The organism is Sporosarcina sp. G11-34, from assembly GCF_026931025.1.
On record NZ_JAHNZW010000001.1, the window covers coordinates 44,573 to 60,292 of the forward strand.

A 15,720-nucleotide genomic window follows, 5' to 3' on the forward strand; every position below is an offset into this window, starting at 1 on the left:
TCCAAATTATAATTTCAATCCTCGACACTAAATTTCTTCTTTAAAAAGTATATTTTTTCACGGTGATATCTCGAACAGAGCTTTGATATTTATATCTGAGGCAATATGCTCAGGGAAAATAAACCCCTTTGAATCGCGTGATAGCTCAATTCCCAATTCTTTGAAGCATTCATCAACAAATTCAGAACACATATACTCATCATCTGCTTGATGTCTACCGATACCTAAACCAATGCGAGCTACAATTTTGCCGATTTCTTCTCTGTCATAGTTTCGATTGAGTAAACCGATTACTCTTTCACACATCGCCTTTATTTTCTCTTTATCAAAATCTGGGCTGGCAATCACTTCATGGCGTGCTATATACATATTCCCTTGATATTTCTTATTACTATTTTCATAATTATACAGATAATGCGTTAACGGAACCACTCTGACTCCATCATCCTCCACGCTTTCTACTAAGAGTATATGTTCGTTCCAATGAACTAACAGCCCGACATGGCTGAACAAAGAGCCGGAAAGCTTCCTAATAAGCTGACTAACCAAATAATTACCACTGCAAAAAAGAATATCACCAGTTCTAATTTTATTTTTTGCTAATTCAAAAGAGATGTTATTTAGGTCATTAAATTTACTAGTCCCCATAATAATCACTCCTCAAATTGATATTATTGGATTTTAGCATGTCCTTAGCATGGCCAATGAACGTGTTGCTACCGACTTGTAATAAAGTCAATTAGATATTTATTGCAGAAACGTGTTCGTAACCCACTGCTTGCCTAGCTTTCGTAAGGTCATTGATTAGCAGCTTCTGATTTTCATTCATATTAGCACTTTCCTCTTCAACAAACCCAATAATACTGCTTATCCGAATCCCTTCATTGGCTATGAATTCCGCTTGATCCTTTGGATTAGGCACACCTGCATGGTGTAGCGAAATTACGATCCACTCATCATTATAGACTGGCGAACCGGAGGATCCAGGCATAGTATCCGTTGAATAGTGAATATAATCATCAAATACATCGAGTATCTGATTTTCTCTAATTGCTACAGCTTTCGGTTCACCCGATGGATGCTGAATGATTGATACATATTCACCTACCATCCCTTTGCCCGTTTGGGGAATCAAGGATAAAAACCCAAAATTACTTATTTCCGTTCCGTCGGCAGATACTTCCTCAACTGCAACCAAAGTAAAATCTAGCGCTTCATTTGTCAAAAAGAAACGCTCGGGTTGTAGATTAAAACTTTTCATTGGGCGTTCATTTTTATCAAGATCAATTTCGTAATTAAATTGAGCGATGCTAAACTTAGCCGTATCATAATTCTCCAATACGTGATTATTTGTTAATAGTAAGCTAGGGGTAACTAGAAATCCCGTCCCATAGCCTAGAATAGTGCCTTTTTGGTTCTTTATTTCTATTCTGCAAACAGGCTTGGCTGCTTGTGTTCCCGCTTCAAGATACGAAACTGGAAACAAATCATTTTGACCAATTATCCGTTCAAATACAGCTCCATCCCGTGGAAGTGTCACCTCTTTACGAAATGTTACCTGTTTAGGTGTGCCTACTTTTACAGGTTTTTCATCTTGGAGTTCCTTGGCAATTCGGTTACGCTCACTAGAACGGGACAAATAGCGCTTTAATGCTTGCTGTTGTTGCAACTCTACTAGATTTTTATTGTAATCTTGATACTTTTCCATTTGTCGACTAGCCATTTTACTCTCCTCCTTTAGTTGTGATACTCTCTGCACTCCACTTGTTCTAACTATTCTAACACCTTGAATGGTTTATCGTAAGATTCATTCGTATGAAGTTTTCACTAAATTATCAAAAAAAGGTAATTCCGGTAAGACTTTAGCTATTAATCAGCAAATAAAGGCTGTCCATATACGTCGGACAACCCCTTTAGAATTCGTAAATCTGTTAGGTCAAATTACTTACTTTCTTTATATGATTTAGCATATTGGTCAGCTGCGAAAATCGCATCAGCCACATCATCTGCAGTGACTGTAAATCCAGCATGTATCGTTTCGCCTTCTTGAGTTGCTGCTTTAGCCACCTTCATAATATCTTCTCTTGAAACATCTTTTAATTTGATATCTTCCAAAGTAACCGGTAGATCTAAACTCATATAAAACTCAATATAACGCTCGATTTCTTCTTTTGAATTATCTTCAAGAGCTAATTGAACGAGTGTACCGAACGCAACTTTTTCACCGTGAGTCATATGATGAATATCTCCGTCTAACGCTGTAAATCCATTATGGATGGCATGTGCAGCCGCTAACCCACCACTTTCAAATCCTAATCCACTTAGCAACGTGTTTGCTTCAATTACAGCTTCTAACGCGGGGGTAACTACTTTAGCCTTAACCGAGTCGTATGCGAGTTTTCCGTAAGAAAACAGGATTTGTTCACATTTTTCAGCAATAGCCTCTGCTGCAATTGTCGTTGTTCCGCCAGCCATTGTTGTTCCACCAAATTTAATAACACTGCGGGCTTCTACCCATGTAGCAAGTGCATCAGCGATTCCTGATGACATGAAACGAGCAGGTGCATTTGCAATAACTTTCGTGTCAACAAGAACTAAGTCTGGATTTTTCTTATAAAATCGGTATCCCTCAAAAACACCCTCATCTGAATACATAACAGAAAGGGCACTTGTCGGTGCATCTGTTGAAGCTGTAGTTGGGACTATTACGATTTTCGCCTCTACCTCGTCCCCGACTGCTTTAATCGTATCTAAGGTCTTACCACCGCCAACACCAATCACCAGTGTCGATCCAGATTCTTTTGCAATATCTGTAATTCTTTGAACCTCACCTTTCGAAGCTTCTCCGTTAAAAACAACTTCTTCGACTGTTATATCACTATTTTTTAATTCCTTTACGATCGAGTGACCAACGATATCCCACACATTTTCATCAGCAATTACTAGCGCATTCGTTCCCATTCCATCAATATATTCCGATATCTTTTCAATAACATTTTTACCTTGAACATATTTTGCCGGGCTCACGAATATTCTTTCTGTCATACAATTCTTCCTCCTAATGATTCCTTCTACTTATTCGTATTTACATGATTAACTTGCACTAGTACTTTTCCCTATAATTCAATTTCGAAACATACCCCATGATGGTTTTCCGAGTTCTATGAAAACAAAAAGACACGAACATATAAATTCGTGTCTGCTGCGTTATCAACTATTCGAAAATACCTTCAATCTGTTCCCACTGTTTCCGACGTCTTTTCTTTTTTATTAGGAAACAGTAAACTGAAGACGATACCAAATGCTGCGGCGATAAAGAAAGTTGTGAAACGGGAAGTCGCGATTGCATCGAGTGGCGTTGAGATCCAAACAATTGTACTGACTAGGCCAGAAATGATTGTTGCAATGACCCCGACACCCGAATATCGTTTCCAGAAGAACGTTAAAATAACGGCGGGTGATAATGTCCCCCCAACTCCTGCCCATGCCCAACTGACCACGAGAAAAACCAGGGACTTGGATGTTAAGGCAATGATTAAACCAACGATTCCTGCCCCAACAATCGTAAGTCTAGAAATTGCAATAAGTCTCTTCTCGGATAATTCTTTCTTCATGGCATGTCGTATAATATCTTCACTGACCGAACTCGTTATGACAAGCAGCTGGGAATCTGCTGTGGAAATAATCGCAGCAAGTATACCAGCAAGTAAAATACCTGCAATCCACGGAGGGAATAAATCAAGGATCATGAAAGGCAAAATCATTTCAACATCATCGAAAATTTGGCCTTGATACAAAGTAAGTGCAGTAATCCCTATCATGAATGCCCCACTATATGCCAATAATGTCCAAGTAATTGCAACAAAAGCTCCCTGATTGGCTTCTTTCTTGCTTCTTAATGCCATAAACCGGGCACTCAGCTGTGGTTGTCCACCAAGGAAACCAAAAAACCAAGCGAAGTTATTAAAAAGTAATAATCCTAGTGAAAATCCTATGGCTCCCCCAGTCCACGAATCCATCGAAGGACCAGCCACAACGAGGGCTTCACTAATCGATAAATCTGCTTCAGAAATTTTCACAAGGGCTATAATTGGTAGTGCCACTAACGTCACTAGCATCATAACCGATTGAATCATATCTGTCCAAACCACCGTTACAAACCCACCAATGTAAGCGAGGATGATAACGACGATGACGCTTAGAACAGCACCAATCTTAGTTGGAATATTAAAGACTGCAAATAATGTTTTGCCCGCTCCTGCGATTTGAGCCCCGAAATAAAACATCATGAAACTAAAAATAAGAATCGTAGAAAGCCAAAGAATGATTTTACCATGTTTTCCGAAACGGTATGCCAAGTAGCCAGGTAGCGTCAGTGCTCCTGTATCCTTTGCTTCTTTCATAAATCGTTTCGCTAAGAATAACCAAGCAAAAATAATACCTGAAGCAATGCCTACCGCTACCCATACACCCGACAGTCCAGTAGCAAAGACAAACCCAGTGTACCCCAATAGTAACCAAGCAGACTCTCCCGTGGCGCGCTCAGAAAATGCCAACGCCCATCCCGGTAATTGCTTTCCGCCTAATAAAAAATCCGCATGACTTTTCGAACGCCGACTGACAAGATATCCAACAATGATCATTAACACTAAATACAGTATAAACTCTATTATAATAATCGATTGCAATGGCCCCATCCCCTTTCAATCCTATTATCAAAGTCTCTATGTTTTTTAGTTAGACAATTGCATCTTCCAAAACTAAATCATCTTCCGCAAATCGCTCCACCCTCAGCGGCGTAAGGTCTAGCGTTTCATATTTCCCTTTACAGATCAACTCGGCTAACCCAAGTCCCACCCCAGGCGCTTGTTGCATACCATGACCACTAAATCCGATTGCAACGAAGTACCCCCTCATCAATGGGTGCTCACCAATAATTGCATTTTGGTCGACTGTATTATGGTCATACATGCCAGCCCAACCGGATTTTAGTTTTAGACTTTCGAAATTAGGGATACGGTGTGCCAATATCGGCCACAGATTATCAAATGACGAACGTCTCCAATTAAAATCGATCCCTGGTTTTACATCCTCTGAAAATCCAACAACCACTTTATCTCCTTCATGTCGAAAATAGACACCTGTCGGATCAATTGTAAGCGGCAACATTCTCTCTAATTTTTTAGCAGTGTCGACGATATACATTTGACGCTTCAAAGGAACTACGGGTAATGGCAATCCCATGTCTTCGCTTAATTTGGCACCCCAAGCCCCTGCACAATTAATGACTATCGAAGAAGAATAAACCGTTCCATCTACTAAACGAACTCCCGCCATCTGGCCTTTATTCGTTATAAGTGAAGCAACCTCTGCTGAAATGTATTCCACACCCATTGCTTGTGCATTTTTACGATAAGCTTTCATGACAGAATAAGGATCTAGATAACCATCTTCTTTGCAGAACAACCCTCCGGCCAAGTCACTCGTTTCTAATTCTGGAATAATATTCAACAATTCATTTACAGAAAGTAGTTCAGATGGAACACCAAGCGCATTTTGGGTAACAAGTTGTTTTGCAAAAGCCGGCAACATCTGGTCTGTCGCCAAAAACAAATAGCCCCGCTGTTTGAAATCAATTTCAGCCTTATCACCACCTATCGACATCTCTTCAGTAAACTTTTTATACACGCCCAAACTAAACCTACTAAGTTGAATATTGATTGACGTAGAATACAATTGTCGAAAACCGCCAGCGCTTCTTGCCGTCGAGGAATATTCATACGTTGGGTCTTTTTCAAAAACTAGAATACTTCCCTCAAAACCGGTTTTCCGTAATGAATAAGCCGTACTTGAACCCATTACTCCCCCGCCAACTATGATGATATCTGCCCTTTCCACATCATTTCCCTCCCTTGATAAAAGTAGTATACCTTGTCCATAACTTTCTTTAATCCCGTTTACTTTTTGCAAATACAATATCTGCTCATACTAGACTTACCAATTTAATAACATTTATCTCTATTATACTATGCTATTTTTTAATGAATATATCCATTGTGCACAAGGTTCTGTTACAATTAACAGAACCAGGAATTCGGAACACTCAGTTAACCGGAAAGGCAACAAAAAGACGGGAGATGAAGGGATTGCAGGTCTTAGGGCACTTTGCACAATCAGTTGTCGAACAGTTCGCTTCAGTTTTAGATATTCCAATTAGTATTACAGATAACAGCGGAATGATTATAGGGAGTACCGACAATAAAAGACTTGGGTCCCATCATATCCTTACCGCAGAAATAGCAGAATCCGGAAAGGCAATGTTCTTTTCAAAAGAGAATACAGCTGGACTTGTAAACGTTTTCCCAGGAATAGCGGCGCCGCTAAATTTCCAAGAACAAACTATCGGGGTTCTCGGTCTTATAGGAGATCCAGACACAGTTGAACGCTACCTAAAATTCGTTCAAACTCATATAGAAATGCTTTTGGTCGAAAACTTTCGCTCCAAAACAGTCATCTCGCAAATGGAAATGTTGCAGGGTTTCGTTCAGCACCTTCTTAGCTATCAAGAAAATACCGATTCAAAAAAGATTCAAAACTATAGCGAAATGCACGGTTACTCACTAAAATTATTAAGGCGGTGTATTTTAATCGATATGCCAATGACAAAAGATCAAAACTCTACGACACAACTTCTACAAGCATTTACTTCAACAGAACAAGATTTATTCTTGTGTTTGACCAATATATTTGTGAAAAACGAACAAGATATCGTGGCTCCTTTAAATTCTGGTCAATGGCTAATTGTCACCCATATCCATTCAGATGATTTAATTTTAACAAAAAATATTTTAGACTATGCATCCGATTCATTGCAAACCTTTTTAACGAGAAGAAGTTTAAATAGTGATTTTTAGATTTCTAGCGGGGACTCTTTCTCTACAATTGCAGGCCTGATTCAGTCCTATGAACAGTCTAGAAAGGCCTTGGATATTGCAAGACGGAACAACTTTAAACAGACAATCGTCTCCATCAATGATTGGACGTTATTATCGCTTGCCTAAATCGAGGAAATAGAACTTCCTTCTAAAAAAGCACTTGAATATCATATTGAAAAGGTCAGAAATCACCCGAATGGTCAAGCGCTTATTGAGAACTTTCTTGTCTATTGTGAAGAACAATTGAATATGAGCCAAGCCGCAAGAAAGCTTTATATTCATCGCAATACTCTCTTATATCGCATTCAACAATTGCAACAATTATTGAATATCAATCTCCAATCGTTCAAACAATGTACGCTTCTTTATTTGGCCTTAAAACAGCATGAGCAAATCAGTAAGTAACGTCAAGAAGACCCTGGATTTACTATTGAAGTAAATCCAGGGTCTTCTTAGTCGATTCTATTATTAAAAAATTTTTCATCGTAAATAGGCCTGGCACAATTTCTAAACGTTATAAACTTCAATGTAAATATTCATCCAAATGTACTTCTAACTGCTTAATCTACAGTATAGACAGCCGGTTGCCATTCCTCCGAGACAAGTTGATATGAATGATTCACTCCTAGAACGCCTAGCTTCGTTTTTCATATTCATCACCTTCCCCTTCCTTGAGCATCTATATAGTATTTCTCGCAGATTCTAAATTTCTCTTTCAATTTCCAGCTGCAACACTTGCTGAAATTCTCTTTTATCCAGCGAATATAAAATCGCTTGGTTTCTCACATTACTATCCGCTAGATTGGCTAACAGAAATTTTTCAATGGCCTCTGTATCTTTACTTTGACTGATTACTTTAAATTGTATAGATTTCACTTTCCCTCTATTGTATTTATCTTCCCAAGACTCATTTTTTATTTGTCCCAGCAAAGATTCTAACACTTTATTAAGTTGGGTTTTTATTCTGGGTTCTGTACAAAAATGAACACCAGTAGTTAACAAGCGATAACGCCAATCTGTCCAACCATCAAGTTGGTTATCAGTTGCTTCATTAATAACCTTGGAAAAAACAGCATTTTTTTCGTTCAGGCTCCAATTCCTTACACCCTTTTTCGCTGCCTCTTCAATGTATGAAAGACTGTTTTCAATTACGCCCCCAATATCGCCAGACGAATCATCCGCATAACTAAGTAAGCCCACTGTATGTTTTAAGCTGACTAGGCTTAGTTCTATCGCCGATTCATACTGCGAAGCTACTAACATCTCTTTCGCTTGATCCAAAGCCAAATACACACCTTCTAGCGCTTCTAAAACTTTACTATAATTAATAGATCCGTCGTCCTTTGCTTTATCCATGTGATAAAGAATTAGCTTTTCTACAGACTTAACATCATTTTTCGGTTGATTTTCTTCGCGAAGAAGTTCGTTGTAAATACGACTATTATTTGATGATAAATCCAAGATTAGTTGTATTAGTTCTTCTTTATTTTTCGTTTGTAAAAGTTGCTGTAATGTTGCGGTTTCCTTTTTCACAGTTTTTCTCTGACCATTTAAAACCTCTTGTAAAGCAAAGAATACCGCTGCTTCATGTTTGCAATATTTTTCCCAATCATAGGGACAATCACATGAAGAATCCATAACTTCTTCGTTTTCATTCAGTTCAATAACCACGGTATACTTGTATGTTCCTTCCACTTCAGCTCGCCAATTCATATCCGTTTTTTCGTACAGATTTACAACATGCCCACGTCGAAAATAATCTCGACCGCGCTATAAAATAACATTTGTCATTCCAGTTTCAAAGTTTTTTATATTCATAAATCAATCACCTTATAATATTTTTTAGAAACTATTGAATAAGCCATATTTTATCTCGATACTACTGTCACATTACCATATTCCAAATAAACAAACACAGATTGACCTGTTGACAATATAAGATATTCATCACACCATCCACTTAACACCTATCAGTTTTGTATGGTTATACTGCTATGATGACTTGGCAAGGTTGGACATCATTACTTTTCATTGTTCTAGGAACTTGGACCGCATCTTATTTTGTGTTCGTACGACCGAACAAGCTAAAACAAGCTGCTGTTAGTTCAGCAGTTACCACATCTAAGAAGGAATAAAACATGCAAAAAACATTAGAAGTAATGGGAAAAGTTTGTCCTTTCCCATTGGTAGAAGCTAAAGTGGAAATTGAGGAATTAAATTCAGGAGATGAACTGATTATCCAATTCGATTGCACCCAAGCAACAGAAAGTCTTCCACGTTGGGCCGCCGAAGCTGGTCACACAATCACTAATTTCGAGCAAACGGATGACGCAGCTTGGTCAATTACAGTACTGAAGAAATGAAGAAAAAATCCTAGGTTAACGATACCTAGGATTTTTTTAGTTTGTAAGCTTCCCCGAAATTAAAGCCAATATTTAAGGGTAATAACTAGGAATATGGAAAGACTAGTCAATGACCATATTTATCAAGAAGGGAGACTTTAATGATGAGTGAAAAGAAAGCACCGCACAATCCAATGACCAAAAAAAATAATGGATTAAGTTCTGCACAGGAAGTTTTGTACAACGACCAATTTAAGCGAGCGGATAACATCGTAAAGAATGAAGAGAACACTAATCATAGGCCAAAGAATAAATGATTCTGTAGCTACACTCTAATATTTACAAGCATTTAAACAAAAGTCGGTTCCCTCACATACGAATAGGTTTGCATGGGCATGCTACTAGTGAACCGTATCTAAAGGAGGTTAATTTTTTTATGTCATTAAGCGATGAAATTAAGACTTTAAAGGAGTTTTACTGTGAGGATCGTTGCGTACTAAGCGTCTACCTAAATACCAATCCTGGTGATCCCCAACAATTAAACGGCGGATGGAAAATTCATTTGAAAAGTGGATTTAAACGGATCCTTGAGTATATCGACGCTTCTAAAGATGAAAAAGAACTAAAAGCATTCACTATACTCAAGGATAAGATAACAAATGAAGTAGAAAGTAATTTAAATAACTTAAGTAAAAGCGTCGTCATATTTGCAGCTGTAGACCCTGAATTATGGTCCGTCAACTATGTACAAGTCCCCGTAAAAACAAGTTTCCACTGGGAAAACCAACCAATGACGGAAGAGATGGAGTATATGTACAAAGCATATCCCGAAGCTGGAATTATCTTACCTAGCTTCGGAGAAGTACGTATTTTGGATACCGCAATGGGGGCGGTTAAAGAAGAACTATCTTATGAATTTGACTCAAACGTGGACGGCTGGAGAATTCGTAAAATAGAATCCGCAAATCATGATCGCGGAACGGAAAAAACAACCAAACCCGCCTTAGAGCCGCGGCCAAGAACGAATATAAAAACTTTTTACAAAGGTATGGGAAATGTCGTTGAAAAGTTAAAGAAGGAACGCGGCTGGCACGAAATCCATATTTCAGGTGAAATTGATTTAGCCAATGCCTTTGCTGAAACTATGCGGGAGAAACCGGCAAGTTGCATTTACAAAAACCTAAATAAAAGCAAGACGAACGATGTCATCCATCAGGTTTTCGAGAAGTAAATTGAAGCAAAAAAACTAACTACACTCATTGAGTATAGTTAGTTTTTTCATATGTCTTTTAAAGATACTCTCACTTATTTAATTTCATATATATATTTTAGAGGTAGTCTGTTATGTGGAATCCAACTTTTCAATCCCTAATTAGCTTATCGGATAAGCGCATTTGGAACACCAATAGATGTATATGTTTATAGTTTTTTATGGTATTCTCTAGGTGCACTACATTAAAATGCCCCTTATTGTTATACCGTCTACTTCAATGAAATCGCATTATTTACTCGAAAATTAAGTACATTTTGCATATCACGGATTTGTCGTTCGAACACGGCTAATCACAATATATATATAAGAGGTGAAAGCATGAAAACAAAAAAATACATGAATAATGAAAAGTTCATCACTGGGATGACTATGAAAGATGGAGCTGAACTTGAGAACGGTAACATGGCTCTCCATACCTGTGATGCCCCTGAAAGTATAATCGTAAATCGAAAAAAACTAGCAACTTCTTTGAATTGTACGATAGACGATTTCGTTTGTGCCAATCAGACTCATAGCGCTAATATGCACAAAGTCACACTTCATGATAGAGGGCGTGGCGCTGATCAATTGGATACCGCCATTTCGGATACAGATGCCCTGTATACATATGAGCCTAATCTGTTATTATGCACCTTTACTGCAGATTGCGTGCCGGTGATTTTTTATAATGAGGCGGATGGTCTCGTTGGTGTCATCCACTCGGGATGGCAAGGTACAGTCAAAGAGATTACCTTGAAAGTTTTTAAGCATTTAATAGAAGTCGAACAGTGTAATCCGACTGATCTACATATACAAATTGGTGCGGCTCTAAGCCAAGAAAAATTTGAAGTCGATGAGGATGTCTATTTAAAGTTTAAAGCGTTTGGCTATGCTGATAACTTTATTTATTACAACAACCAAACAAACAAGTATCACATTGACAATCAACAAACAGTAAAAAAACAATGTGAAATCGCTGGCATTCCTAGCGAACAAATTACGATTGACCAGACTTGTACCTTTGTAAGTCCCGACGGTTTTTCTCATCGAGAAGACAATAAAAGCGGAAGACATCTGAGTTATATTATGAGGAAAGTTCACTGATTTTAGGATTCTAAGGCAAGAATAGTTAGGTCTCCCGACTTTTCTTGCCCTCTGTTAGATTACGACATACTCGACACACCTGGAAGATATTGAACTTCTCTAACTTGGGATTAACCCACATGCCCCTGAATAATCACAGTCTCTCATAATAGCTTTCATTAGTTCACTAACTAAAAAAACTCTCCTAAAGTCCACAAAGAACCTAAGGGGAGTTAATATAGTTTAGCTTTATTTACTTTCCTTCTAACGAATTTAACTTCTCGAGTTGTACCATTCCATTAATATCATTACTCGTAACATAACCCGCTTCTTTACTTATGTCAGCCATCTCTTGTATGACTCCTTCATTTACCTCTGTTGTCACTTCAAGACGCTCAAAAGCGACTTGTAACTCTTCTTTATTAATTTCTTTTCCAGTTAACCCTTTGATGTGCTTAATTACCAGTTCCTGACTTTCATTTGGATTTTCTTTAATAAAGTCGACTGCTTTTACGTGGGCAGTTAAATAAGCTTTTGATAAGTCTTCATCCTCTAAAAACTGCTTACTTGCGGCAACAACCGTGTTGGTCGATTCTTTCCCCCATGCAAATGTTTCCCAATCAAGTAACAGCTTTCCCTTAGCCTGTGTTTCTAAAATATATCCCCAAGGTTCTTGAGTTGCCGATGCATCCACAGACTTCTGGATAAAGAGCGTTGTCGTATCAGCTGGTGCGGCAGCAACTAATTCAACTGTACCACCATTGATCGTCGGTTTCAGACCTACATCTTGAAGTGCTTTACGCAACATCACGTCTTGGGTGCTACCGATTACAGGTATGGCAACTTTTTTCCCATCTAAATCAGCAAGGTCTGTAATCTCACTATGCTCACTTGCAACGAGTACCGCCCCACCATTTACTGCTCCTGAAATAATATGATAGTTAGGATCTTTCACGTAAAAATTCAATAATGGACCAGGACCAACTGTTCCAACATCAATCGCCTTAGTCGCCATTGCTTCCATAAACAGTCCTCCGTTATTGACCGTTTTCGTATTTACTTTTACATCTGTACCAAAAGCTTCCGTGAAGTAATCATTTTCCAATGCGACGATTGTCGCAATATGTGTTAGGTTTGGAAAATACCCGATATTCACTTCTTTATTTCCTTTTGCTTCCTCCTCCCCACTAGCACAAGCCGTCAAAATGCTAAGTACAAACATAGAAATAAGTGCGAATACATATAATTTACGTTTCATTACGCTCACTACCCATTTTTTAGTTTATTAACTAATTCCCCACTTTTTCTGTACACCGCGCTCTAGTCGTAAGAAGACTAAGTTATCCATAATTGTTCCAATTACACCAATGATAATCATCACGGATATGACCAGATCCATTTGCCCAAGAGACCTTCCCATTTCCAGAAGATGTCCAAGACCCCCTCCAGCACCGAGTAATTCTCCAGCCATTAATGCGCGCCATGAAAATGCCCAGGCGATTCGCAGTCCAGATATAATTTGTGGAACAGAAGCCGGCAAGATAACTGTCCTTAAAAAATGGAAACCGCTAGAGCCTAAGGTTTTAGCAACTTGTTGATAAAGCTTAGGGACATTTTTAAATCCACTAGTCGCACTAATTGTCATTGTCCAAGTTGCCCCAATCGTAACGATAAACAAAATGGAAAAGTCGTTCAATCCAAACCAAATAATTGCGAGCGGAAACCAAACAATGCTTGGAATCGACTGTAATGCAGTAACTAAAAATCCTAATGTGTCCTCCATATATTTAAAACGCCAAATTAGATATCCTAAAAAGAGGCCAAGTACAGTCGCGGCCGTGAATCCAATTAATAGACGACTCATACTTTCAATAATTGCAGTTATGATTTGCCCGTTCACTATGCCAGAGTATAGCGTACTAAATATTTGTATTAAACTAGGAAACATAAAATCGGGTAGACTTGATAATCTAGATGTGACTTCCCATATCACCGCTAGAATCCCGATGAAGATGGTTCGCCTTAAAAATATAGTCATCGCCCATTTCCTCCTTTAACACTTTTTCCATTTCACCTTGTAGGGCTTCCATTATCTTCTTTTCCAATTGAAATGTAAGATCGTTTGGCATAATGCCGTCTTTCATTGTATTTGCCAAAAAGATTGTTTTTATTTTACCCGGGCGTGTTTCAAAAACTACAATTTTTTCAGATAAAGTTACCGCTTCACGGATGTTATGTGTGATAAAAAGAATGGTCACTTTCGTTTTCTTCCAAATATCCAGTAGTTCATTGTGCAGTACCATTCTCGTTTGTTCATCTAGCGCAGCAAATGGTTCATCCATTAATAAGATGTCTGGTTCCATTACTAGTGCTCGGGCGATGGCAACGCGCTGTTTCATACCACCTGATAACTGGTGAGGATAAGCATCAATATAATTGCTTAAATGCACCATTCGCAACATTTCCAAAGCTTTTATCTTGGCCTCCTTTTTCTCCATCTTTTTCAATAGCAGACCATACATAACGTTATCAAGAACCGTTAACCAAGGAAACAATCCGTCTTCTTGAAAAACGACAACACGATCAGGACCCGGTCCATTTACTGTTTTTCCTGCGATTCGAATTTCGCCCTTATCAGCTTTATCGAGTCCGGCAATCAGATAGAGCAAGGTAGATTTACCACAACCAGATGGGCCAACAATTGAAACAAACTGACCTTTGTCAATTTCCAAAGAAATATTATCTAGTACTTTAACTTGCCCTTTTTCCTTATTAGGAAAGCTTTTTTGAATTCTATCAATCGTTAAATACAAATTCATCCCCTCCTTACATCTAATTCCGACTAAACCAATAAGCTTTGTGGCGTTAGTATATAATCTACCATATCAATAGGATTGTCAAGGCATCCTTAATGATAGTTTCAATAATCTAAGTAATGATAACTGGCCATAAAAAAATCTCTTGCCCATTTTAAACTAGGCAAAAGATTAATGTTTTTATATGGTAAACAAGTCACTTGATAAGTATCGCTCACCCGAATCGGGCGCAATACACACGACTGTATCATTCGGCGTCAACCGGCTGGCTACTTCCAATGCGGCAAAAATTGACGCACCTCCCGATGGACCAACTAAAATCCCTTCATTCGCCGCAATGCTTCGTACAGTGTCATAAGCTTCTTCGTCTTTGATTCTAAATATTTCATCGTACACATTCGTATTTAACACCGGCGGAATAAAGCCTGGACTTGTCCCTACGAGTTTATGTTTCCCAGGTTTTCCTCCGGATAAAACAGGTGATCCCGCTGGCTCAACGACATGAACAGTAACCGTATCATCATATTCCTTAAGCGCTTCCCCAGTCCCCGTTACCGTTCCACCTGTGCCTGAAGTACAAACAAAAGCAGTCAGCTTTCGATCAATCGAGTCCAATGCATCTATAATTTCTACTGCGGTTGTTGTTCGGTGAATATCGGGATTCGCCATGTTTTCAAATTGCATTGGTATAAAACTGTTCTCAATTTGTGCAGCCAATTCATTTGCCTTCGCAATCGCACCCGGCATTCTCTCTTCACTCGGTGTAAGAACAACTTCTGCACCATATGCTTTCATTAAGTTAATACGTTCGATTGTTGCGTTGTCTGGCATAATAAATATTGATCGATAATCTCTGGCCGCGGCATTCATGGCCAATCCAATGCCCGTATTTCCCGATGTCGGTTCAATAATTGTTGCTCCAGGCACTAGCAGTCCACTTTTCTCAGCTTCAATAATCATGTTATATGCTGCCCTGTCCTTGACACTACCGCTGGGATTGAAAGATTCAAGTTTCACAAAGACCGCCGCACCTTCTGGATTGGGAAGTCGATTCAGTCGGACTAAAGGTGTATTCCCGATTAGTTCTGCGATGTTATTTACAACTCTCATTTTAATCATCCTTCTCTTTTGTATATTAAATCTATTATAACAAACTAATCCACCTAATTCCTACCTTTTTACAAGACATTAAAGAAAAGAAATCTGTTCAAGATTAAATAATATTATTATTCAAGGTTCCAACCGAAAAATGTAATCATAAGTTAATCTTCCGTTCACATACGAAGTTTATA

The 15,720-nt window shown here is 38.5% G+C and carries 16 protein-coding genes and 1 pseudogene; 7 read left to right on the forward strand and 10 right to left on the reverse strand.

Annotated elements, in window-relative coordinates; translation table 11 throughout:
• Positions 1–57: 57 nt before the first annotated feature.
• From KSU66_RS00210 to KSU66_RS00230, 5 genes are all read right to left on the reverse strand, one after another.
• Positions 58–648 carry a YiiX/YebB-like N1pC/P60 family cysteine hydrolase gene (locus tag KSU66_RS00210; RefSeq protein WP_269049393.1) on the reverse strand — a complete coding sequence of 197 codons (591 nt, stop codon included), beginning with the start codon at positions 646–648 and terminating at the stop codon, positions 58–60.
• A 91-nt stretch (positions 649–739) separates the two neighbouring features.
• On the reverse strand, positions 740–1,723 hold the full coding sequence (locus tag KSU66_RS00215) for a trypsin-like serine peptidase (RefSeq protein WP_269049394.1): 984 nt from the start codon (positions 1,721–1,723) through the stop codon (positions 740–742).
• A 218-nt stretch (positions 1,724–1,941) separates the two neighbouring features.
• Positions 1,942–3,045 (reverse strand): glycerol dehydrogenase, encoded by a 1,104-nt coding sequence (locus KSU66_RS00220; protein ID WP_269049395.1) that lies wholly within the window; start codon positions 3,043–3,045, stop codon positions 1,942–1,944.
• Positions 3,046–3,230: 185 nt separating this feature from the next.
• On the reverse strand, positions 3,231–4,688 hold the full coding sequence (locus KSU66_RS00225; RefSeq protein WP_269049396.1) for a sodium/proline symporter: 1,458 nt from the start codon (positions 4,686–4,688) through the stop codon (positions 3,231–3,233).
• A gap of 49 nt (positions 4,689–4,737) precedes the next feature.
• Complete coding sequence (locus KSU66_RS00230) at positions 4,738–5,898, reverse strand: NAD(P)/FAD-dependent oxidoreductase (RefSeq protein ID WP_269049397.1); 1,161 nt, start codon at positions 5,896–5,898, stop codon at positions 4,738–4,740.
• A 248-nt stretch (positions 5,899–6,146) separates the two neighbouring features.
• On the opposite strand from KSU66_RS00230, the gene KSU66_RS00235 reads away from it, so the two are divergent.
• Positions 6,147–6,914: a sugar diacid recognition domain-containing protein gene (locus KSU66_RS00235; RefSeq protein WP_269049398.1), complete on the forward strand. Its 768-nt coding sequence runs from the start codon at positions 6,147–6,149 to the stop codon at positions 6,912–6,914.
• Positions 6,915–7,145: 231 nt separating this feature from the next.
• Positions 7,146–7,340 (forward strand): helix-turn-helix domain-containing protein, encoded by a 195-nt coding sequence (locus tag KSU66_RS21380; protein WP_443028921.1) that lies wholly within the window; start codon positions 7,146–7,148, stop codon positions 7,338–7,340.
• A gap of 297 nt (positions 7,341–7,637) precedes the next feature.
• On the opposite strand, the gene KSU66_RS00240 is transcribed toward KSU66_RS21380, so the two are convergent.
• Positions 7,638–8,648 (reverse strand): SWIM zinc finger family protein, encoded by a 1,011-nt coding sequence (locus KSU66_RS00240; protein ID WP_269049399.1) that lies wholly within the window; start codon positions 8,646–8,648, stop codon positions 7,638–7,640.
• Positions 8,649–8,923: 275 nt separating this feature from the next.
• Here KSU66_RS00240 and KSU66_RS00245 point away from each other — a divergent pair.
• The 5 genes and pseudogenes from KSU66_RS00245 to pgeF all read left to right on the forward strand — a co-directional run.
• Positions 8,924–9,070: pseudogene (locus KSU66_RS00245) on the forward strand (YeeE/YedE family protein); the annotation flags it as partial.
• 3 nt (positions 9,071–9,073) lie between these two features.
• Positions 9,074–9,298: a sulfurtransferase TusA family protein gene (locus KSU66_RS00250; protein ID WP_269049400.1), complete on the forward strand. Its 225-nt coding sequence runs from the start codon at positions 9,074–9,076 to the stop codon at positions 9,296–9,298.
• Between the two features lie 143 nt (positions 9,299–9,441).
• The gene (locus tag KSU66_RS00255) at positions 9,442–9,594 is read left to right on the forward strand and encodes a YfhE family protein (RefSeq protein WP_269049401.1); all 153 of its coding nucleotides are present in this window, start codon (positions 9,442–9,444) and stop codon (positions 9,592–9,594) included.
• A 119-nt stretch (positions 9,595–9,713) separates the two neighbouring features.
• Positions 9,714–10,508: a VLRF1 family aeRF1-type release factor gene (locus KSU66_RS00260; protein ID WP_269049402.1), complete on the forward strand. Its 795-nt coding sequence runs from the start codon at positions 9,714–9,716 to the stop codon at positions 10,506–10,508.
• A 360-nt stretch (positions 10,509–10,868) separates the two neighbouring features.
• Positions 10,869–11,633 carry a peptidoglycan editing factor PgeF gene (gene pgeF / locus KSU66_RS00265; protein ID WP_269049403.1) on the forward strand — a complete coding sequence of 255 codons (765 nt, stop codon included), beginning with the start codon at positions 10,869–10,871 and terminating at the stop codon, positions 11,631–11,633.
• A 232-nt stretch (positions 11,634–11,865) separates the two neighbouring features.
• On the opposite strand, the gene KSU66_RS00270 is transcribed toward pgeF, so the two are convergent.
• The 4 genes from KSU66_RS00270 to cysK form a co-directional block, all read right to left on the reverse strand.
• Complete coding sequence (locus tag KSU66_RS00270) at positions 11,866–12,834, reverse strand: ABC transporter substrate-binding protein (protein WP_443028922.1); 969 nt, start codon at positions 12,832–12,834, stop codon at positions 11,866–11,868.
• A gap of 63 nt (positions 12,835–12,897) precedes the next feature.
• A complete protein-coding gene (locus KSU66_RS00275; RefSeq protein ID WP_269049405.1) occupies positions 12,898–13,650 on the reverse strand; it encodes an ABC transporter permease in 753 nt (250 codons plus the stop codon).
• Positions 13,583–14,425, reverse strand: a complete 843-nt coding sequence (locus tag KSU66_RS00280) for an ABC transporter ATP-binding protein (protein ID WP_269049406.1) — start codon at positions 14,423–14,425, stop codon at positions 13,583–13,585. The genes KSU66_RS00275 and KSU66_RS00280 overlap by 68 nt, the downstream gene beginning before the upstream one ends.
• Positions 14,426–14,608: 183 nt before the next feature.
• Positions 14,609–15,538 (reverse strand): cysteine synthase A, encoded by a 930-nt coding sequence (gene cysK, locus KSU66_RS00285; protein WP_269049407.1) that lies wholly within the window; start codon positions 15,536–15,538, stop codon positions 14,609–14,611.
• Positions 15,539–15,720: the final 182 nt, after the last annotated feature.

Excerpts from the sequence above, each read along its gene's own strand:
- KSU66_RS00210 (WP_269049393.1), bottom strand. The coding sequence starts at position 648 with ATGGGGACTAGTAAATTTAATGACCTAAATAACATCTCTTTTGAATTA.
- KSU66_RS00215 (WP_269049394.1), bottom strand. The coding sequence starts at position 1,723 with ATGGCTAGTCGACAAATGGAAAAGTATCAAGATTACAATAAAAATCTA.
- KSU66_RS00220 (WP_269049395.1), bottom strand. The coding sequence starts at position 3,045 with ATGACAGAAAGAATATTCGTGAGCCCGGCAAAATATGTTCAAGGTAAA.
- KSU66_RS00240 (WP_269049399.1), bottom strand. The coding sequence starts at position 8,648 with ATGAATTGGCGAGCTGAAGTGGAAGGAACATACAAGTATACCGTGGTT.
- KSU66_RS00250 (WP_269049400.1), top strand. The coding sequence starts at position 9,074 with ATGCAAAAAACATTAGAAGTAATGGGAAAAGTTTGTCCTTTCCCATTG.
- KSU66_RS00255 (WP_269049401.1), top strand. The coding sequence starts at position 9,442 with ATGAGTGAAAAGAAAGCACCGCACAATCCAATGACCAAAAAAAATAAT.
- KSU66_RS00260 (WP_269049402.1), top strand. The coding sequence starts at position 9,714 with ATGTCATTAAGCGATGAAATTAAGACTTTAAAGGAGTTTTACTGTGAG.
- pgeF (WP_269049403.1), top strand. The coding sequence starts at position 10,869 with ATGAAAACAAAAAAATACATGAATAATGAAAAGTTCATCACTGGGATG.
- KSU66_RS00270 (WP_443028922.1), bottom strand. The coding sequence starts at position 12,834 with ATGTTTGTACTTAGCATTTTGACGGCTTGTGCTAGTGGGGAGGAGGAA.
- KSU66_RS00275 (WP_269049405.1), bottom strand. The coding sequence starts at position 13,650 with ATGACTATATTTTTAAGGCGAACCATCTTCATCGGGATTCTAGCGGTG.
- cysK (WP_269049407.1), bottom strand. The coding sequence starts at position 15,538 with ATGAGAGTTGTAAATAACATCGCAGAACTAATCGGGAATACACCTTTA.